The sequence below is a fragment of the Pseudomonas soli genome (assembly GCF_021283165.2).
In the GTDB taxonomy this organism is placed as follows: Bacteria; Pseudomonadota; Gammaproteobacteria; order Pseudomonadales; family Pseudomonadaceae; genus Aquipseudomonas; species Aquipseudomonas soli.
Map to the genome: position 1 here is coordinate 37,999 of NZ_CP128543.1, position 17,532 is coordinate 55,530.

The following is a 17,532-nucleotide window of genomic DNA, read 5'->3' on the forward strand; positions in this document are numbered from 1 at the left end:
TCCATCGTCGAGAGTTATGGGTACCGCTTGCAATCCAGCATGCGGCTGCGGATAACAGTGGTAAAGCCCATGCCGGGCAATGACTGGGATTAGCCAAGCTTATGTTTGAGCACCTTGCCGACCTGCCCCTCGACACCTTGCGCGTGTTCGAGGCCGCCGCCCGCCTGCGCAGTTTCACCGCTGCCGCCGTGGAGCTGGGCACGACCCAGCCGGCGGTCAGCCAGCAGATGAAGCGCCTGGAGGCGCAGCTGGGCACGCGGTTGTTCGACCGGATCTACCGCGGTATCGAGCTGACCGAGGCGGGGTTGCTGTTGTTCGAGCAGGTGCACCAGGGCTTGCAGGCGATGGACGATGGCGTTGCCCAAGCCAGTGGGCGCGGCCAGCGCGAGGTGCTGCAGGTAGCTACCGACTTCGCCTTTGCGGCGTTCTGGCTGATGCCACGCCTGCAGCGTTTCCACGAGGCTTATCCACAGGTGGACGTGAGCCTGGTGACCGGCGAGCGCAGCCAGGCGATGCTGCGTCCGGACATCGATGTGGCGGTGCTGTTCGGTGATGGGCGATTCCATCAGGGCGAGAGCCGCTGGCTGTTCGATGAGGAAGTTTTTCCGGTGTGCAGCCCTCGGCTGATTCATGGCAAACCCTTGTCAGCCGTGGCTTTGCAGAGATTGCCATTGCTGCATCTGAAGGGCGAGCAGGCCAGTCGCTGGTTCGATTGGGCCGGAGTTTTCCGTGGTCTTGGTGTGGACAGCCCTCCTCCGTCCGGTCAACTGCGGTTCGACAACTACACCCTGCTGATTCAGGCCGCGATTGCCGGCCAGGGCGTGGCGATCGGCTGGGCGCACCTGGTGGATGGGCTGGTCGAGCAGGGGCTGCTGTGCCGGCCGCTGGAAGGCAGTTTGCGCTCGAAGCGGGGGTATTACGTGGTGCTGCCGCCACGCAAGCGGCGTGGGGCGTTGATCGAGCGGTTTGTGGATTGGCTGGAGCAGGAGCGCCTGTAATGAGATGGCGTAGACTTCAAGATGTTCGCATTACTGCAATCAGGAGCCACCGTGCAAAGGATCAAGGGCTATCACGCCCACGTGTACTACGACGCATCGACCATGCAACAGGCCCGTGAACTCTGCGAGGAGGCGACGCGGCTGTTTCCCGTGACCATGGGTCGCATGCACCAGAAGCCGGTCGGGCCGCACCCGGACTGGAGCTGCCAGCTGGCGTTCGGGCCGGAGGTGGTGGGGGTGGTACTGCCGTGGCTGGCGCTGTATCGCAAGGGGCTGGTGGTGTTCCTGCACCCGGAAACCGGGGATGAACTGGCGGATCACCGCGATCATGCGATCTGGATGGGGGCAATCAGGCCGTTGGACCTGTCGATTTTCGAAGGCTAGTTGCTTGGGCCGGCAAGCTCCCACAAGTCGTGTGGGAGCCGGCTTGCCGGCGATCGAGGGCGAAGCCCTCGCGCTTAGTTGCGTGCCGCGCGCACACCTTCGGCCAGCGCCGAGCACAGGCTCAGCACATCAGTCACGGCCTGCTCGGCACCCTTGGCCTGGGCGATCTTGTCGACCAGCGCCGAGCCCACCACCACGCCATCGGCCAGGCGGGCGATAGCCGCAGCCTGCTCCGGCGTGCGAATACCGAAACCAACGCTGATCGGCAGGTCGGTATGCCGACGCAGGCGCGCAATGGCCTCGGTCACATGCTCGGTGGTCGCCGAGCCCGCACCGGTCACACCGGCCACCGAGACGTAGTAGACGAATCCGGAACTGCGCTCCAGCACGCGTGGCAGGCGCGCGTCGTCGGTGGTCGGGGTGGTCAGGCGGATGAAGTCGATGCCCGCGGCCTGGGCCGGCGTGGCCAGCTCGGCGTCATGCTCGGGCGGCAGGTCGACGATGATCAGGCCATCGACACCAGCTTCCCTGGCTTCGGCGACGAACTGCTCCACGCCGAAGCGATGGATCGGGTTGTAGTAACCCATCAGCACGATCGGGGTGTTTTGGTTATCCACACGGAATTCACGCACCATCTGCAAGGTCTTGGCCAGGGTCTGGCCGGCTTCCAGGGCGCGCAGGGTGGCGAGCTGGATCGCCACGCCATCGGCCATCGGGTCGGTGAACGGCATGCCCAGCTCGATCACGTCGGCACCAGCGGCCGGCAGGCCCTTGAGGATTTTTAGCGAGGCATCGTAGCCGGGGTCGCCAGCGGTAACGAAGGTGACCAGTGCCGAGCGGCCTTCGGCCTTGAGATCGGCGAAGCGTTGTTCGAGACGGCTCATGCCTGTTTCTCCTGGGCGGCCATGTGGTTCATCACGGTTTGCATGTCCTTGTCGCCGCGACCGGACAGGCAGATCACCATCAAGTGGTCCTTGGGCAGGGTCGGGGCGCGCTTGATCGCCTCGGCCAGGGCGTGGGAGCTTTCCAGCGCCGGGATGATGCCTTCCAGGCGGCAGCTGGTGTGGAAGGCGTCGAGGGCTTCGTCGTCGGTGATGCTGACGTATTCCACGCGCTTCACTTCGTGCAGGTAAGCGTGCTCCGGGCCGATGCCGGGGTAGTCCAGGCCTGCGGAAATCGAGTGGGCGTCGGTGATCTGGCCGTCGTCGTCCTGCAGCAGGTAGGTGCGGTTGCCGTGCAGCACGCCTGGTACGCCGCCGTTCAGGCTGGCCGCGTGCTTGTCGGTGTGCACGCCGTGGCCGCCGGCCTCGACGCCGATGATCTTGACGCTAGGCTCTTCGAGGAACTCGTGGAACAGGCCCATGGCGTTGGAGCCGCCGCCGACGCAGGCGATCAGGCTGTCGGGCAGTCGCCCTTCCTTCTCGTGCAACTGGGCGCGGGTCTCTTTGCCGATGATCGACTGGAAGTCGCGGACCATCGCCGGGTACGGGTGGGGACCTGCCACGGTGCCGATCAGGTAGAAGGTGTCATCGACGTTGGTCACCCAGTCGCGCAGGGCTTCGTTCATGGCGTCCTTGAGCGTGCCGGTGCCAGCGGTGACGGGGACGATCTCGGCGCCCAGCAACTTCATGCGGAACACGTTGGCCTGCTGGCGCTCGATGTCGGTGGCGCCCATGTAGATCACGCAGGGCAGGCCGAAGCGCGCGGCGACGGTGGCGGTGGCCACGCCGTGCATGCCGGCGCCGGTCTCGGCGATCAGGCGTTTCTTGCCCATGCGCTTGGCCAGCAGCACCTGGCCGATGCAGTTGTTCACCTTGTGCGCGCCGGTGTGGTTGAGTTCTTCACGCTTGAAGAAGATCTTGGCGCCGCCGCAGTGCTCGGTCAGGCGCTCGGCGAAGTACAGCGGGTTGGGCCGGCCAATGTAGTCGCGCTGGAAGTAGGCCAGCTCTTCGAGGAACTTGGGGTCGGCCTTGGCAGCTTCGTATTCGCGGGCAAGGTCAAGTACCAGCGGCATCAGGGTTTCGGCCACGTAGCGGCCGCCGAACGAGCCGAACAGGCCGTTGGCGTCGGGGCCGGGGCGGTATTGGGTCTGGGTCATGGGGCGCTCCGTAGGCGAAGTAGAGATTCGATGGGCTTTACTCTAACCACGACGTGGCCGGCTGAAAACCGATAAGATTGCGCAAACCTGTCAGGAAAACTCACAAGTAAGATGGCTCAGGACCTTCCTCCCCTCAATGCGTTGCGGGCGTTCGAGGCGACAGCCCGGCTGAACAGCGTCAGCCAGGCAGCAGAAGCGCTTCATGTCACCCATGGCGCGGTCAGCCGGCAGATCAAGGTGCTTGAGGAGCATCTGGGGGTAGCCTTGTTCGTCAAGGATGGGCGTGGCGTCAAACTCACAGATGCCGGTGTGCGTCTGCGCGATGCCAGCTTCGAGGCCTTCGACCGGCTGCGCGGGGTCTGCGCCGAGCTTTCCCGCGATGCCGACGAAGCGCCGTTCGTGCTCGGTTGCTCCGGCAGCTTGTTGGCGCGTTGGTTCATCCCCCGCCTTGGACGCCTGAAAGCCGACCTGCCGGAGCTGCGCCTGCACCTGTCAGCGGGCGAAGGTGACCTTGATCCGCGACGCCCGGGGCTGGACGCACTGCTGGTCTACGCAGAGCCACCGTGGCCGGCGGACATGCAGGTACACGTGCTCGCCGAGGAGCGCATCGGCCCGGTGATGAGCCCGCGCTTTGACGCCTTTGATCGTTTGAAAGCCTCGCCAGCCGTGGCTTTGCAGCATGTTGCCGTGCTCCATACGACCTCGCGGCCGCAGGCTTGGCCTACCTGGGCGCGACAGCATGGGTTGGCGCCCGAGGCGCTGAGTTACGGGCAAGCCTTCGAGCATCTCTACTACTTGTTGGAAGCAGCGGTGGCCGGGCTGGGTGTGGCCATCGCCCCGCAACCGCTGGTGGCGGACGACCTGAAGGCCGGGCGGTTGGCCGCGCCATGGGGCTTTTCCCCCACCAATGCGGCACTGGCCTTGTGGGTACCCCGGCGCGGCGCGGACGGGCGCGCCGAGCAACTGGCGCAATGGCTGCGCCAGGAGCTGCAGCGACAGACGGGTTAGTTACGGCGGCACATCAGGTAGGCGGCCAGCAGACCCAGGGCGCCCACCGCGACACCTGCGGTGGTCCAAGGGTGTTCCTGGGCATAGTCGCGGGTGGCTACGCCGGTTTCGCGGGTGCGGGTCTTCACTTCCTCGTAGGCATCGCTGAGCAGGCTGCGTGAGTGCTTGAGGGCGCTTTCGGCGTTGCCGCGCAGCGTCTTCATGGTCTTCTGCGTTTCTTCCGACGCATCGTGCTTGAGGCCTTCCAGAGTCTTGAGGAGGCTTTCGATCTCGGCTTCCATGCTTTCCAGTGAGGTTTTGCGCAACGCATTGCGTGCCATGTCGACTCTCCTTGCTGAGGGGGGATGTACAGGTTGCGACTGCGCAGCTGGGTGAAAGTGCGATCGAACTTTCCCCTGCGGCGATCGCTCGCAGGTAAACCGGGCCTGTGCTGCTAGGCTCAAGCCACTACCACTCAAGGAGAGCGCTCATGTCGGATCATCACACCTACAAGAAGATCGAGCTGGTCGGGTCTTCGCCCACCAGCATCGAAGAAGCGATCAACAATGCCCTGGCCGAGGCCGGCAAGAGCATCAAGCACCTGGAATGGTTCGAAGTGATCGATACCCGCGGGCATATCCGTGACAACAAAGCCGCGCATTTCCAGGTGACGCTGAAGGTTGGGTTCCGCATCGCCAACAGCTGAAACCAAGCTGGGCTAGGCTCGCCCGGCGTGTTGGGGTATCAAGGTTGCAGGGCGCGTGCTTCGCGCCCTTTTTGTCTTTGATCTGTACAAGGAAAGCGATCGATGAAGAAATTGATTCTGGCCGTGGGGCTGATGGTGTTGGCTGGCGGTGCGATGGCGGCGGGCAAGCCGTGCGAGGAACTCAAGGCTGAGATTGCGGCGAAGCTCGATGCCAAAGGGGTGAAGGGGTACTCGCTGGAGATCGTCAACAAGGGCGAGCCGGCCGGCAAGGTAATCGGCAGCTGCGAGGGCGGGACCAAGGAAATCGTCTACCGCCGCGGCTGATCGAATCCTTATCGCGCGGCAAGTCGCAGCGGCTTGCCCCGCGATTGAGTTCACTCGGCCTTGAGTGCCTGCGCCATCAGCTCATAGGACTTGATCCGGTCCGCGTGCTCATACAGGTCACTGGTAAAGATCAGCTCGTCCGCCCCCGTCTGCTCCAGCAACACCTCGACCTTCGCCCGCACCTTCTGCGGGCTGCCGATCATCGCCAGGCCCAGGAAGCTGCTCACCGCATCACGTTCATGGGGCAGCCAAAGGCCATTCATGCTCTCGACGGGCGGACGCTGCATCAGGCTCTGGCCACGGATCAGCGCGAGGATGCGCTGGTACACCGAGGTGGCCAGGTATTCGGCCTTTTCGTCGGTTTCAGCCACCACCATCGGAATGCCCAGCATCACGTAAGGCTTGTCCAGCGTCGTCGACGGTTTGAAATGGTCGCGATAGATGCGGATCGCCTCGTGCATGTAGCGCGGCGCGAAATGCGAAGCGAAGGCGTAGGGCATGCCGCGCATGCCGGCGAGCTGGGCGCTGAACAGGCTGGAGCCGAGCAGCCACATGGGTACCTCGGTGTCGTGGCCGGGTACGGCGATGACCTTCTGGTCGTCGGTGCGCGGGCCCAGGTAGCGTGACAGTTCCTCGACATCGTCCGGAAAGTCGTCGGCGCTGCCGGAGCGCTCGCGGCGCAAGGCGCGGGCGGTCATCTGGTCGGAGCCCGGGGCGCGGCCCAGGCCCAGGTCGATGCGGCCTGGGTACAGGCTGGCGAGGGTGCCGAATTGTTCGGCGATTACCAGCGGTGCGTGGTTGGGCAGCATCACCCCGCCAGAACCGATGCGGATGGTCGAGGTACCCCCGGCGAGGTAACCGATCAGCACGGCGGTGGCCGAGCTGGCGATACCGTCCATGTTGTGATGCTCGGCGACCCAGAAGCGGTTGTAGCCGAAACCCTCGACGTGTTGCGCCAGGTCCAGCGAATTGCGCAGCGATTGCGCCGGGCTGCCGTCGGCGCGTACGGGCACCAGGTCGAGGGTGGAAATCTTCAGGTCTCGCAGGTGCGTCATTGGAGCCTCCGCTACAGGTGGTTGGCCATGGGCCTTCTGGACTCTGTATGGGCATATTCGCTGGATTCAATGCCTTCTTGCAGATTGATCTGAACTTGGCGTGGGCCTGGTCCTCAGAACCTTAGACACCCCAACCCTGTGACAGGAGGCAGCATGAAGAAGACAGCATCGGCGGTCTGGCAAGGTGGCCTGAAGGATGGCAAGGGCCAGATCTCCACTGAAAGCGGCGCGCTCAAGCAAGCGCCCTACGGCTTCAACACCCGTTTCGAAGGCACGCCTGGGACCAACCCGGAAGAGCTGATCGGCGCTGCCCATGCCGGCTGCTTCTCCATGGCGTTGTCGATGATGTTGGGCGAGGCGGGATTCACGCCTGAACGGATCGACACTCACGCCGAGGTGAGCCTGGACAAGCAGGCTGATGGCTTTGCCATCACCGCCGTTCACCTGACCCTCAAGGCCACCGTGCCTGGGGCCAGCGAGGCGCAGTTCCAGGAAATCGCCAACAAGGCCAAGGCCGGCTGCCCGGTATCCAAGGTGCTGAACGCAACTATCAGCCTGGATGCCACGCTGCTTTCCTAGGCGGCGCAACGGCGGCGGTTTCCTGTAGTCTAACCAGCGTTGGCAGCTCGTCTGCCCTGCCTCAGGAGCCGTTCCATGATCCGCGTAGCATTTGGTGTGCTGGCTTCCCTGCTGGCCACCGCCGCCCTGGCCGCGCCCAAGCCGTGCGAGGAACTGAAGGCCGAGATCGAAGCGAAGATCCAGGCGAACAAGGTTTCCTCCTACACGCTGGAGGTCGTGCCCAATGGCGAGGTCAGTGACCCCAACATGATCGTTGGCAGCTGCGATGGCGGCACGAAGAAGATCATCTACCAGAAGAATGATCGGTAAGGCTCGACAGTCGGGGCTGCACAGCAGCCCCACCATCGATCAAGGAATGCAGGTGACGTTGCTCGGTTCGTTCACCACCACCTTGCGGCTGGCGTCGTACAGCAACACCTGCGGCTGCATCGCCGGAGCCCGGGCCTCCAGGCGGTAACGCTCGCCCGCCTTGAAATCGTTGTAGCGCACGGTCAGGTAGCAGGTCCGCTCGGTCGGGTCGGTACTGAAGCCACCGGCGTAGATCTCGTAGTCGAAGCGCACCACCAGTTCATGCCGGCCCGGCGTCACCTGGAAATAGCGGCCGTCGTCGAGGCGCTTGCCGTCCAGGCGGTCGGCCATGAGGGTGCGACCGGGGGTGATGGTGTACATGTCGATCCAGGCCTTGCCGGGGTCGGCGGGGGGCAAGGGGCTGGCGCAAGCCCCCAAAGCACTGAGGGCCATCAGCATCATGGGCTGGCGCATGGTGAAACTCCCGCTCGCGGTTCACAGGCTACAAGCATAGCGCCGTTCGCGGTGTTCAGGTGCGCTGGCAGCCTGCCGGTTCGCCCTGGCCGATCAGCTTCTGGCGCTGGTCGTAGAGTTTGATCCACGGCCGGAAGCCGATGCTGCCGGCTTGCATCTGGTAGCGCTGGCCGGCGGTGAAGTCCTTGAAGGTGAGGTTGAGCTGGCAGTCGCGCCACAGCGGCTGCTCCACCGGGCCGATGTTGCTGGGCGTCACGGCGAACTGGTAGCGCACGGTCAGTTCATGGTTGCCGGGCTGTACCTCGAAATAGCGGCTGTCAGCCCAGTCGCGTTCATCCACTTGCAGGGCGTGCAGCGAATCGTTGTCACCCGGTGCCAGGTCTACCCAGGCTTGATTCGGGTCCGGGTCGGGCAAGGTGGAACACCCGGACAACAGCACGAGCGTGCCGACCGCAAACAGTGTACGCATGGCAAAGCTTCCCCTTGGCGAGATAGTCTTGGTCGCATTCGGCCGACGAGCGAGATAGACAGCCTCGATGTTTGGACTTTTTCTTTTCATGCGCTGCAGCCGTCGGGCTCTCGACCGCGTTTTCACCCGGTTTGTTCCCGTGACGCTGGCTGTCCTGCTGAGCGGTTGCTCCAGCGTGGGCTATTACGGTCAGCTGGCCGAGGGGCAATGGCAGCTGTTGCGGGCACGCCAGCCGCTGGATCGGGTGATTGCAGACCCTGCCACCAACCCGGCCTTGCGGCAGCGCCTGCTGTTCGCCGAAAAAGCCCGGGCCTTCGCCAGCGCGCAACTGAAGTTGCCGGACAACGGCAGTTATCGGGTGTATGCCGATCTCGGCCGGCCATACGTGGTGTGGAACGTGTTCGCCACCCCGGAGCTGTCATTGCAGCCGGTGACCCATTGTTTCCCCATCGCCGGTTGCGTGGCCTATCGCGGTTACTACCGCCAGGGTGCCGCCCGCGGAGCGGCGGCGCTGATGCGCCAGGACGGGCTGGATGTCTATGTCGGGGGCGTGGAGGCCTACTCCACCCTGGGCTGGTTCGACGACCCGATTCTTTCGACCATGACCGGCTGGGGCGAGGAGCGCCTGGCCACGGTGATTTTCCACGAGTTGGCGCATCAACGCTTCTACGTACAGGACGATACCGAGTTCAACGAATCGTTCGCGTCGTTTGTCGAGCAGGAAGGCACCCGGCAATGGCGCGCGGCGCGCGGGTTGGCGGCGGTCGAGGAGCATGGCGCCGGGCAACGCGACGCCTTCATACGCCTGGTGCTCGCCAGCCGCAAGCGTCTGCAGGCGATCTATGCCGGGCCGCTGGATGCAGCGGGCAAGCGGGCGGCCAAGCAGGCGGAGTTCGAACGGTTGCGGCGCGAATACCGAGAGGTGCGGGATCGGGATTGGGCTGGGGATCGGCGTTTCGATGCCTGGATGTACGGGCCGATGACCAATGCGAAGTTGTTGCCATTTGGCCTGTATGATCAGTGGGTGCCGGCTTTTTCGCAGTTGTTCAAAGAGGTTGGTGGGGATTGGCTGCGGTTTTATGAGCGGGTGGAAGCGCTTGGAAAATTGCCGATCGAGCAGCGCAAATTGGCGTTGGCAGCGCTGGCATCATCACGGGGCAAGCCCGCTGCCACGACAGCGCGTGGGTGCGGGCCTGATCCGCGATAAAGCGGGATCAGCGCACGAATGCCTGGTGCAACTCGGCCAGCGTCTCGAAGTGGAACGCCGGCGCCTCGGCCTCGAGTTCTTCCCGGCTGCCGAACCCATAGCCCACCGCGACGGCCTGCAAACCGTTGCTGCGCGCACCGATCAGGTCATGCTTGCGATCCCCGATCATCAAGGTCTGCGTCGGATCCAGCCCCTCCTCGTCCAGCAGGTGGCGAATCAGTTCCACCTTGTTGGTCCGCGTGCCATCGAGCTCACTGCCGTAGATCACCTTGAAGTGATGGTCGAAGGCGAAATGCCGGGCGATTTCACGGGCGAACTCCCAAGGTTTGGAGGTGGCGATGTACAGGGTGCGGCCCTGGCCATTGAGCGCTTGCAGCAACTCGGGCACGCCGTCGAACACCAGGTTTTCGTACAGCCCGGTTACCTTGAAGCGCTCGCGGTAGAAGTTCACCGCGTCCCAGGCCTTGGCCTCGTCGAAGGCATAGAACTGCATGAACGCCTGCAGCAAGGGCGGGCCGATGAAGTGCTCAAGGCGGGTAAGGTCTGGCTCGTCGATGCCCAGCTTGGCCAGGGCGTACTGGATCGAGCGGGTGATGCCCAGGCGCGGGTCGGTCAGGGTGCCGTCGAGGTCGAAGAGGATGTTCTGCTGGTGCATGGTGTTCTCTGCAGTCGGATTCATTCCGGGAGGTCGTAGCCTTCGGCCAGGTGCTGGTCCTTGAGCTTGACGTAGTTGCCGGCGCTGTAGGGGAAGAACGCGTGTTCCTGCTCGCTCAGCAGGCGCACCTGTTTCACCGGGCTGCCCATGTACAGGTAGCCGCTGACCAGGCGTTTGCCGGGTGGCACCAGGCTGCCGGCGCCGATGATCACTTCGTCCTCGACGATGGCGCCGTCCATGATGGTGCTGCCCATGCCGACCAGGATGCGATTGCCCAGGGTACAGCCATGCAGCATGACTTTGTGACCGATGGTCACCTCGTCGCCTATGATCAGTGGGTAGCCATCGGGGTTGAACGGCCCGGCGTGTGTGATGTGCAGCACGCTGCCGTCCTGCACGCTGGTACGCGCGCCAATACGGATCCGGTGCATGTCGCCGCGTACTACGGTCAACGGCCAGATCGAGCTGTCCTCGCCGATCTCGACGTCGCCGATGACCACCGCCGAACGGTCGACGAAGGCCCGTGGTCCCACTTTCGGCGTGTGTTCCCGAAACGTGCGGATGGCCATGATAGTGTTCCTCTGCAATGCCGATAGGCAGGCTGCCTGCTGCGGTCGGCGTCGATTGTAATTAAGATGGTCCCGTGTTTCTCCTGCCAAGGTACCCGAACCGTGAGTGCGAACAACCCGCTGCTGCAGTCCCATGATCTGCCGCCCTTCTCGGCGATCCGCGCCGAGCATGTGCTGCCGGCGATCGAGCAGATCCTCGCCGACAACCGCAAGGCCATCGCCGAGATCCTTGAGAAGCAGGGCAAGAACCCGACCTGGGCCGGCCTGGTGCTGGCAATGGACGAACTCAACGACCGCCTGGGCGCCGCCTGGAGCCCGGTCAGCCACCTCAACGCGGTGTGCAACAGCCAGGAACTGCGCGAGGCCTACGAGTCGTGCCTGCCGGCCCTGAGCGCCTATTCCACCGAACTGGGCCAGAACCGTGCCCTGTTCGAAGCTTATGAAGCCCTGGCCGCCAGCCCTGAAGCCGCCAGCTTCGACGTGGCGCAGAAAACCATCATCGACCACGCCCTGCGCGATTTCCGCCTGTCGGGCATCGACTTGCCGGCCGACAAGCAGCAGCGCTACGCCGAGGTGCAGAGCAAGCTCAGCGAACTGGGCAGCCGCTTCTCCAACCAACTGCTCGACGCCACCCAGGCCTGGACCAAGCACGTCACCGACGAAGCCGCGCTGGCCGGCCTGACCGACTCGGCCAAGGCGCAGATGGCCGCCGCAGCGCAGGCCAAGGGCCTGGACGGCTGGCTGATCACCCTGGAGTTCCCCAGCTACTACGCAGTGATGACCTACGCCAGCGACCGCGCACTGCGCGAAGAGGTGTATGCCGCCTACTGCACCCGTGCCTCCGACCAGGGCCCGAACGCCGGCCAGTTCGACAACGGCCCGGTGATGGAAGAGATCCTCGACCTGCGCCAGGAGCTGGCCGGGCTGCTGGGTTACAAGAACTTCGCCGAGCTGAGCCTTGCCACCAAGATGGCCGAGTCCAGCGACCAGGTGCTGAGTTTCCTGCGCGACCTGGCCAAGCGTTCCAAGCCATTCGCCGCCCAGGACCTGGAGCAGCTCAAGGCCTATGCCGCCGAGCAGGGCACCGCCGAGCTGGCCAGCTGGGACGCCGGGTACTTCGGCGAGAAGCTGCGCGAGCAGCGCTACAGCGTGTCCCAGGAAGCGTTGCGCGCCTACTTCCCGATCGACAAGGTGCTGTCCGGCCTGTTCGTCATCGTGCAACGCCTGTACGGCATCGAGATCAACGAGCTCAAGGGCTTCGACAGCTGGCACCCGGACGTGCGCCTGTTCGAGATCAAGGAAAACGGCCAGCACGTCGGCCGTTTCTTCTTCGACCTCTATGCCCGCGCCAACAAGCGTGGCGGTGCCTGGATGGATGGCGCCCGCGACCATCGCCGCACCGCCAATGGCAGCCTGCAGAGCCCGGTGGCCAACCTGGTGTGCAACTTCACCCCGGCCACGCCCGGCAAGCCCGCGCTGCTCACCCACGACGAAGTCACCACCCTGTTCCACGAGTTCGGTCACGGCCTGCACCACCTGCTGACCCGTATCGAGCATGCCGGCGTGTCCGGCATCAACGGCGTGGCCTGGGATGCGGTGGAGCTGCCGAGCCAGTTCATGGAGAACTGGTGCTGGGAGCCCGAGGGCCTGGCGCTGATCTCCGGCCACTACGAGACCGGTGAGGCATTGCCCCAGGACCTGCTGGACAAGATGCTCGCGGCGAAGAACTTCCAGTCCGGCATGATGATGGTGCGCCAGCTGGAGTTCTCGCTGTTCGACTTCGAGCTGCACGCCACCCATGGCGACGGCCGCAGCGTGCTGCAGGTGCTCGAGGGCGTGCGTGACGAGGTCTCGGTGATGCGTCCGCCGGCCTACAACCGCTTCCCCAACAGCTTCGCGCACATCTTCGCCGGCGGTTATGCGGCGGGTTACTACAGCTACAAGTGGGCCGAAGTGCTGTCGGCCGACGCCTTCTCGCGCTTTGAGGAAGAAGGTGTGCTCAACGCCGAGACCGGTCGCGCCTTCCGCGAAGCCATCCTGGCCCGTGGCGGTTCCCGAGAGCCGATGGTGCTGTTCGTCGACTTCCGTGGCCGCGAGCCTTCCATCGATGCATTGTTGCGCCACAGCGGCCTCACCGAGGACGCTGTGGCATGAGTGAGGTAGCCTTGAGCAAGAGCAAGCGACGCTTCATCGCCGGGGCGGTATGCCCGGCATGCAGCGAGATGGACAAGCTGATGATGTGGAACGAGGACGGCGTGCCGCACCGTGAGTGCGTGGCCTGCGGGTTCACTGACACCCTGAACGAACAAGGCCTGTCGGTACCCAGCGAGCTCGGCACCCGGGTCAATCACCTGGCGCCGAAAGCGCCGCCGGCCAAGGTGCAGACCGTGCAGTTCTTCCCCAATCCGAAGCTGAAGAAGCCTTCGGAATAACGACCTTTCGGGCGCCCTCGGGACGCTCTTTGGGGGCAGGGTAGATATTGCTGCCTGTCCCGCTTGGGTGGGTCACTAAGGTGTAGGTCCTTTGACCCGCACCGAGATGCACGATGACCCATCCATTTGTTTTTCTTCCTGGCGGGCTGCTTGATTACGCGTCGTTGCGGCCCGAGCAGCTCGAACCGGCTGTTCGTCAGATTCATGATGCCAACCTGGTAGCGCTTGAGCGGATCGTTGCCGATCAGGCGCATTTTCCTGGATGGAATGACCTGGTCCTGGCAATCGAGCGGCTCGACCAGCGGCTGGAGGACACTTTTCACTCACTGGTCCCCCTCGCTTACGAGGGCGAGGATTGGGCCGATGCCGTGGGTGCCTGCCATGGTTTGCTCGGCGGCTGGAAGCGGTCTAAGCATGAATATCCGGGGCTGTTGCAGGCCTATCAACGCATCGACGAGGCGACACTCGACACTGAGCAACGTGTGGTGCTGTCGAGGATTCTCAGGGACTTTCGCCTGGGTGGCTTTCAACTGGGTGGCGCTGAACGAGCCCAATTGCGCGCGACCGAAGCCGCCATAAGCGGGCTCGAACGGCAGTTCATGGACAATCTCAGCGGCGCCCGAAGTGCCGGTGCACGTTTGTTGTCCGATGAATCGCAATTGAGTGGCCTTGACGGACCCCAACGGCAGCGCCTGCGTGACAAAGCCCAGGAAGAGGAGCTGGATGGCTGGCTGATCGACCTGGGGGAAACGACCGTCGAGGCGATTCTCGAATCGGCTGATGATCGCTCGCTGCGTGCCTGGGTCTACCGTGCTTCCCGGTCACTGGAGACGGACCCTGACCACGACAATGCCCAGGTAATGCAAGCGCTGTTGCGTTTGCGACACGAGCGGGCCCAGCTGCTGGGCTTGTCCAACGCTGCCGAGTTCGGGCTCGAGCTGAAAGCTGCTCGTACCACAAGCGAGGTCGAAGCATTCATCAAGGGTCTGATCGAAGAGAACCGTCCCAGGCTGCAGGCCGACCTCGAGGAACTGCAGGAGCGGGCTGACCAATTGGGTATGGGGGCGCTTGAGCCTTCGGATATCGCTTATCTGACCAGGCAACTCAGGGACGATGCTGTCGCCGGGCTGCAACTGCGTGATCGCTTCCCACTCGATACAGCCCTGACCGCTTTGCGCGAGCTGCACGAACGATTGTTCGATATCCGCATGGTGCCGCGTGCCGTCGCGGTCTGGCACGCAGATGTGCAAGTGCTGGAGGTACGCGAACAGGGTAGCGTCCTGGGGTACATCTACCTCGACCTTCACGCGCGTCCTGGCAAAGTGTCCTGGCCGTACTGCTACCCCATGCGTCAGCGCCATGTCGATGCCGACGGTGCGATGACATTGCCAACCACACTGCTGTCGTGCTCCTTCGCACACGGGCCCGATGGGTTTACGTCGCACCTTGGCCACAGCGATTTGTGCAAGCTCCACCATGAGTTCGGCCATGCGCTGCACCAGATTCTCGTGACCCATCGTCACCGTCGCCTCAATCGCACCTTGCCGGCGATGCTCGGCCCGGACAGCTGTGAGTTCGTTGGCATCCTGTTCGAGCAATGGTGCTGGTCCGCACCGGCTCTGCAAGGCGTCACTGCCCTCATGGCGGATACTGCCCCGGTTCCCCTGGAAGCCTTGCGGCGCTGGCTGGCGAGCCGACGGCGGCTGCGAGGCGTGGCCGAGGCCGAGAAGCTGCGTCGTGCCTGGTTCGATTTCATCGCGCATCGCGATAGGGATGCACGTCTCGACCTGCAAGACCTGGCGCGCCAGGCCAGCCATCTGGTCGGGCTCCCTGCGGCGTTCGCGCAGGAGCGTTTCGTCGAGTCTTTCGATTATCTGGTGACAGGTTATGAGGCCGGGTACTACAGCTACAAATGGGCCCAGGCGCATGCCATCGATGCGTTCACCCGCTTCGAGGAACAAGGTGTCGATCAGCGGGAGGTCGCGCGGATAATGCGGCGGGAACTCATGACCAAGATTGCTTTGCGCGGGCTTTCCGCTTCATTCAACGCGTTCGTCGGCCGGGGGCTTTCCCTGGCGGCCTACCGTGACTGGCATCAGCCTGCCTGACGGTACTGGCTATCGATGACGACTCATTATACTGTACAAAAATACAGTAAATGGATTGTCGTCATGTCTACTTCTCCCATCCGCGGCCGCGGCACCGCCAGCAACCCGCACAACCGTTTCGCCCCGAGTCGTGCGGTGGCCGAGGATGACGGGTGGTACCAGGAGGTGCCGATAACCCAGGGCACCGAGGTACGGATCGAGGTGGCGAAGACCATCATCGCCCGCAATACCTCCCCTGACCTGCCCTTCGACCGCTCCATAAATCCGTATCGCGGTTGCGAGCATGGCTGCATCTACTGTTACGCCCGTCCCAGCCACGCCTACTGGGACCTCTCCCCCGGCCTGGACTTCGAAACCAAGCTGATCGCCAAGACCAACGCCGCCGAGGTGCTCGAGCAGCAGTTGAGCAAGCCTGGCTACGTCTGTGCGCCGATCAACCTGGGGTCCAACACTGACCCTTATCAGCCCATCGAGCGCGAACAACAGCTGACCCGGCGCCTGCTCGAAGTTCTGCTGCGCTACCGCCACCCAGTGACCATTGTCACCAAGGGCTCGCTGGTGCTGCGCGACCTGGACCTGTTGAGCGAGCTGGCCAGCCAGCGCCTGGCGCGGGTGATGATCAGCCTCACCACCCTGGACGATGAGCTCAAGCGCACCCTCGAACCACGTGCGGCCGCTCCAAAGGCGCGCCTGCGCGCTATTCGCGTGCTGCGTGAGGCCGGTGTGCCGGTGGGCGTGCTGTGCTCGCCGATGATCCCGATGATCAATGACAGCGAACTGGAGCACCTGCTGCAGGCGGCGAAGGAGGCCGGCGCGCAGAGCGCGGCGTACATGATGCTGCGCTTGCCGCTGGAGGTGGCGCCGTTGTTCGAGCAGTGGCTGCACGATCACTACCCGCAGCGGGCCGCGCATGTGCTGAGCCTGATTCGTCAGAGCCGGGGCGGTGAACTGTACGACAGCCGCTTCGGTGCGCGGATGCGCGGTGAAGGGGTGTTCGCTGACTTGCTGGCGCAGCGCTTTCGCAAGGCGGCCAGGCGGCTGGGGTTCGAAGGGCGTGAGGAGTTGGCGCTGGACTGCAGCGCATTCTGTCCTCCCGGTGCTCAGATGGCGCTGTTCTAGCCAGCGGCTCGTTCAATCGGGAAGTCGAGCTCTATAAGTACAACTAAAGCAACCCAACAATTTCACTCATGCAGCTTGGCATCTGATGCTTTTTTGCTATTATCCAGTTCTCCCCTCTCCTATCCAGAACGCCCGTTCTAGAGCCTGCGCAATTAAGTTTCAGTTAAGTTTCCTACGCTAGCGTGAGTCATGAGTCAGCGGTGACTGTGATTATTTACCCGTGCGCGTCATCTAAATCCCCGCGTCACCCTGATCTTTCCCCGGTAACATGGAATTCACTTTCAAACCGTCCAGAGGATGAATCATGCCCGTCAAGGACCCATCCAAGGTTGTCCCGGCCGCACCCGCCGAAAGCGCCGATGCCGCCCTCAAGCATATCGTCGACGGCTTCCTGCGGTTCCACACCGAAGTCTTCCCCGAGCAGCAAGAGCTGTTCAAGAAACTGGCCACCGCGCAGAAGCCGCGGGCGATGTTCATCACCTGCGCCGATTCGCGTATCGTTCCTGAGCTGATCACCCAAAGTTCGCCGGGCGACCTGTTCGTCACCCGTAACGTCGGCAACGTCGTACCGCCGTACGGGCAGATGAACGGCGGTGTGTCGAGCGCCATCGAGTACGCGGTGCTGGCCTTGGGCGTGCACCACATCATCGTCTGCGGTCACTCCGACTGCGGTGCCATGCGCGCGGTGCTCAACCCGCAATCGCTGGCCAAGATGCCGACCGTTTCCGCCTGGCTGCGCCATGCCGAAGTGGCTCGGACCGTGATCGAAGACAACTGCTCCTGCGGCAGCGAGCACGAAAGCATGCAGCTGCTGACCAAGGAAAACGTCATCGCCCAGCTGCACCACCTGCGTACCCATCCTTCGGTCGCCTCGCGCCTGGCGGCCGGCCAGTTGCACATCCATGGCTGGATCTACGACATCGAAACCAGCCAGATCGAAGCCTACGATGCCGCCAGCGACCGCTTCCTGCCGCTGACCGCAGGCGAGTCGATCCCTTCTGCCACACCGAGAGGCCGCTACTAAGCGACCCCAACACGCTGAACAAGCCTTGATTGCCGGCTGCACCCGATGGGTGCGGC

Annotated in this window: 21 protein-coding genes; 13 read left to right on the plus strand and 8 right to left on the minus strand. The window is 63.7% G+C overall.

The annotated features are described in order from the left end of the window. Positions 1-101 precede the first annotated feature (101 nt). Together LU688_RS00170 and LU688_RS00175 are read left to right on the plus strand one after the other, a co-directional pair. Positions 102-998 carry a choline sulfate utilization transcriptional regulator gene (locus LU688_RS00170; protein ID WP_023631189.1) on the plus strand — a complete coding sequence of 299 codons (897 nt, stop codon included), beginning with the start codon at positions 102-104 and terminating at the stop codon, positions 996-998. Between the two features lie 51 nt (positions 999-1,049). Continuing rightward, positions 1,050-1,382: a DOPA 4,5-dioxygenase family protein gene (locus LU688_RS00175; protein ID WP_023631190.1), complete on the plus strand. Its 333-nt coding sequence runs from the start codon at positions 1,050-1,052 to the stop codon at positions 1,380-1,382. 74 nt (positions 1,383-1,456) lie between these two features. On the opposite strand, the gene trpA is transcribed toward LU688_RS00175, so the two are convergent. Both trpA and trpB read right to left on the minus strand, forming a co-directional pair. After that, a complete protein-coding gene (trpA, locus tag LU688_RS00180; protein ID WP_094010807.1) occupies positions 1,457-2,266 on the minus strand; it encodes a tryptophan synthase subunit alpha in 810 nt (269 codons plus the stop codon). Continuing rightward, positions 2,263-3,480, minus strand: a complete 1,218-nt coding sequence (trpB, locus tag LU688_RS00185; RefSeq protein ID WP_023631191.1) for a tryptophan synthase subunit beta — start codon at positions 3,478-3,480, stop codon at positions 2,263-2,265. The genes trpA and trpB overlap by 4 nt, the downstream gene beginning before the upstream one ends. 111 nt (positions 3,481-3,591) lie before the next feature. On the opposite strand from trpB, the gene LU688_RS00190 reads away from it, so the two are divergent. Beyond that, positions 3,592-4,488 (plus strand): LysR family transcriptional regulator, encoded by an 897-nt coding sequence (locus LU688_RS00190; protein ID WP_094010806.1) that lies wholly within the window; start codon positions 3,592-3,594, stop codon positions 4,486-4,488. Here the strand turns inward: LU688_RS00190 and LU688_RS00195 are convergent. Next, positions 4,485-4,808 (minus strand): ElaB/YgaM/YqjD family protein, encoded by a 324-nt coding sequence (locus LU688_RS00195; protein WP_023632598.1) that lies wholly within the window; start codon positions 4,806-4,808, stop codon positions 4,485-4,487. The two genes, LU688_RS00190 and LU688_RS00195, sit on opposite strands and share 4 nt — an antisense overlap. A gap of 149 nt (positions 4,809-4,957) precedes the next feature. On the opposite strand from LU688_RS00195, the gene LU688_RS00200 reads away from it, so the two are divergent. Both LU688_RS00200 and LU688_RS00205 read left to right on the plus strand, forming a co-directional pair. Next, the gene (locus LU688_RS00200; RefSeq protein WP_023632599.1) at positions 4,958-5,173 is read left to right on the plus strand and encodes a dodecin; all 216 of its coding nucleotides are present in this window, start codon (positions 4,958-4,960) and stop codon (positions 5,171-5,173) included. Positions 5,174-5,275: 102 nt separating this feature from the next. Further along, a complete protein-coding gene (locus tag LU688_RS00205) occupies positions 5,276-5,497 on the plus strand; it encodes a DUF1161 domain-containing protein (RefSeq protein WP_023632600.1) in 222 nt (73 codons plus the stop codon). Between the two features lie 50 nt (positions 5,498-5,547). Here the strand turns inward: LU688_RS00205 and LU688_RS00210 are convergent, their stop codons facing one another. Then, positions 5,548-6,552 carry an LLM class flavin-dependent oxidoreductase gene (locus LU688_RS00210; protein WP_038707101.1) on the minus strand — a complete coding sequence of 335 codons (1,005 nt, stop codon included), beginning with the start codon at positions 6,550-6,552 and terminating at the stop codon, positions 5,548-5,550. A gap of 153 nt (positions 6,553-6,705) precedes the next feature. Here LU688_RS00210 and LU688_RS00215 point away from each other — a divergent pair, with 153 nt between their 5' ends. Further along, positions 6,706-7,131 carry an OsmC family protein gene (locus tag LU688_RS00215; RefSeq protein ID WP_028688713.1) on the plus strand — a complete coding sequence of 142 codons (426 nt, stop codon included), beginning with the start codon at positions 6,706-6,708 and terminating at the stop codon, positions 7,129-7,131. Between the two features lie 75 nt (positions 7,132-7,206). Beyond that, positions 7,207-7,440, plus strand: coding sequence for a DUF1161 domain-containing protein (locus LU688_RS00220; RefSeq protein WP_023628732.1), 234 nt, complete (start codon positions 7,207-7,209; stop codon positions 7,438-7,440). A gap of 39 nt (positions 7,441-7,479) precedes the next feature. Here LU688_RS00220 and LU688_RS00225 read toward each other — a convergent pair whose 3' ends face one another. Further along, positions 7,480-7,893 (minus strand): PA0061/PA0062 family lipoprotein, encoded by a 414-nt coding sequence (locus tag LU688_RS00225; protein ID WP_023628733.1) that lies wholly within the window; start codon positions 7,891-7,893, stop codon positions 7,480-7,482. Between the two features lie 55 nt (positions 7,894-7,948). After that, positions 7,949-8,362, minus strand: a complete 414-nt coding sequence (locus LU688_RS00230; protein ID WP_094010805.1) for a PA0061/PA0062 family lipoprotein — start codon at positions 8,360-8,362, stop codon at positions 7,949-7,951. An 88-nt stretch (positions 8,363-8,450) separates the two neighbouring features. Between LU688_RS00230 and LU688_RS00235 the strand changes: the two genes are divergently transcribed. Then, entirely contained in the window at positions 8,451-9,569 is a 1,119-nt protein-coding gene (locus LU688_RS00235) for an aminopeptidase (protein ID WP_094010804.1), read from the plus strand. 7 nt (positions 9,570-9,576) lie between these two features. Here the strand turns inward: LU688_RS00235 and LU688_RS00240 are convergent, their stop codons facing one another. Then, positions 9,577-10,224 carry an HAD family hydrolase gene (locus LU688_RS00240; protein ID WP_094011055.1) on the minus strand — a complete coding sequence of 216 codons (648 nt, stop codon included), beginning with the start codon at positions 10,222-10,224 and terminating at the stop codon, positions 9,577-9,579. Positions 10,225-10,244: 20 nt separating this feature from the next. Further along, positions 10,245-10,793: a gamma carbonic anhydrase family protein gene (locus tag LU688_RS00245; RefSeq protein WP_023628737.1), complete on the minus strand. Its 549-nt coding sequence runs from the start codon at positions 10,791-10,793 to the stop codon at positions 10,245-10,247. Between the two features lie 66 nt (positions 10,794-10,859). On the opposite strand from LU688_RS00245, the gene prlC reads away from it, so the two are divergent. The 5 genes from prlC to LU688_RS00270 all read left to right on the plus strand — a co-directional run bounded on the left by prlC (position 10,860) and on the right by LU688_RS00270 (position 17,476). Continuing rightward, positions 10,860-12,947: an oligopeptidase A gene (gene prlC / locus LU688_RS00250; protein WP_167335922.1), complete on the plus strand. Its 2,088-nt coding sequence runs from the start codon at positions 10,860-10,862 to the stop codon at positions 12,945-12,947. Then, positions 12,944-13,225 carry a YheV family putative zinc ribbon protein gene (locus LU688_RS00255; protein WP_023628738.1) on the plus strand — a complete coding sequence of 94 codons (282 nt, stop codon included), beginning with the start codon at positions 12,944-12,946 and terminating at the stop codon, positions 13,223-13,225. The genes prlC and LU688_RS00255 overlap by 4 nt, the downstream gene beginning before the upstream one ends. 113 nt (positions 13,226-13,338) lie before the next feature. Then, positions 13,339-15,333, plus strand: a complete 1,995-nt coding sequence (locus tag LU688_RS00260) for a M3 family metallopeptidase (RefSeq protein ID WP_094010803.1) — start codon at positions 13,339-13,341, stop codon at positions 15,331-15,333. A gap of 63 nt (positions 15,334-15,396) precedes the next feature. Next, positions 15,397-16,452, plus strand: coding sequence for a PA0069 family radical SAM protein (locus LU688_RS00265; protein ID WP_371041513.1), 1,056 nt, complete (start codon positions 15,397-15,399; stop codon positions 16,450-16,452). 304 nt (positions 16,453-16,756) lie between these two features. Next, the gene (locus LU688_RS00270; protein ID WP_023628961.1) at positions 16,757-17,476 is read left to right on the plus strand and encodes a carbonic anhydrase; all 720 of its coding nucleotides are present in this window, start codon (positions 16,757-16,759) and stop codon (positions 17,474-17,476) included. The last annotated feature ends 56 nt before the right edge of the window (positions 17,477-17,532 follow it).

Coding starts and splice junctions, on each gene's coding strand:
- LU688_RS00260 (WP_094010803.1), top strand. CDS start 13,339: ATGACCCATCCATTTGTTTTTCTTCCTGGCGGGCTGCTTGATTACGCG.
- LU688_RS00210 (WP_038707101.1), bottom strand. CDS start 6,552: ATGACGCACCTGCGAGACCTGAAGATTTCCACCCTCGACCTGGTGCCC.
- trpB (WP_023631191.1), bottom strand. CDS start 3,480: ATGACCCAGACCCAATACCGCCCCGGCCCCGACGCCAACGGCCTGTTC.
- LU688_RS00215 (WP_028688713.1), top strand. CDS start 6,706: ATGAAGAAGACAGCATCGGCGGTCTGGCAAGGTGGCCTGAAGGATGGC.
- LU688_RS00240 (WP_094011055.1), bottom strand. CDS start 10,224: ATGCACCAGCAGAACATCCTCTTCGACCTCGACGGCACCCTGACCGAC.
- LU688_RS00190 (WP_094010806.1), top strand. CDS start 3,592: ATGGCTCAGGACCTTCCTCCCCTCAATGCGTTGCGGGCGTTCGAGGCG.
- LU688_RS00195 (WP_023632598.1), bottom strand. CDS start 4,808: ATGGCACGCAATGCGTTGCGCAAAACCTCACTGGAAAGCATGGAAGCC.
- LU688_RS00220 (WP_023628732.1), top strand. CDS start 7,207: ATGATCCGCGTAGCATTTGGTGTGCTGGCTTCCCTGCTGGCCACCGCC.
- LU688_RS00170 (WP_023631189.1), top strand. CDS start 102: ATGTTTGAGCACCTTGCCGACCTGCCCCTCGACACCTTGCGCGTGTTC.
- LU688_RS00245 (WP_023628737.1), bottom strand. CDS start 10,793: ATGGCCATCCGCACGTTTCGGGAACACACGCCGAAAGTGGGACCACGG.
- LU688_RS00200 (WP_023632599.1), top strand. CDS start 4,958: ATGTCGGATCATCACACCTACAAGAAGATCGAGCTGGTCGGGTCTTCG.
- LU688_RS00205 (WP_023632600.1), top strand. CDS start 5,276: ATGAAGAAATTGATTCTGGCCGTGGGGCTGATGGTGTTGGCTGGCGGT.
- LU688_RS00265 (WP_371041513.1), top strand. CDS start 15,397: ATGTCTACTTCTCCCATCCGCGGCCGCGGCACCGCCAGCAACCCGCAC.
- LU688_RS00255 (WP_023628738.1), top strand. CDS start 12,944: ATGAGTGAGGTAGCCTTGAGCAAGAGCAAGCGACGCTTCATCGCCGGG.
- LU688_RS00230 (WP_094010805.1), bottom strand. CDS start 8,362: ATGCGTACACTGTTTGCGGTCGGCACGCTCGTGCTGTTGTCCGGGTGT.
- LU688_RS00225 (WP_023628733.1), bottom strand. CDS start 7,893: ATGCGCCAGCCCATGATGCTGATGGCCCTCAGTGCTTTGGGGGCTTGC.
- LU688_RS00235 (WP_094010804.1), top strand. CDS start 8,451: ATGCGCTGCAGCCGTCGGGCTCTCGACCGCGTTTTCACCCGGTTTGTT.
- LU688_RS00270 (WP_023628961.1), top strand. CDS start 16,757: ATGCCCGTCAAGGACCCATCCAAGGTTGTCCCGGCCGCACCCGCCGAA.
- trpA (WP_094010807.1), bottom strand. CDS start 2,266: ATGAGCCGTCTCGAACAACGCTTCGCCGATCTCAAGGCCGAAGGCCGC.
- prlC (WP_167335922.1), top strand. CDS start 10,860: ATGGTCCCGTGTTTCTCCTGCCAAGGTACCCGAACCGTGAGTGCGAAC.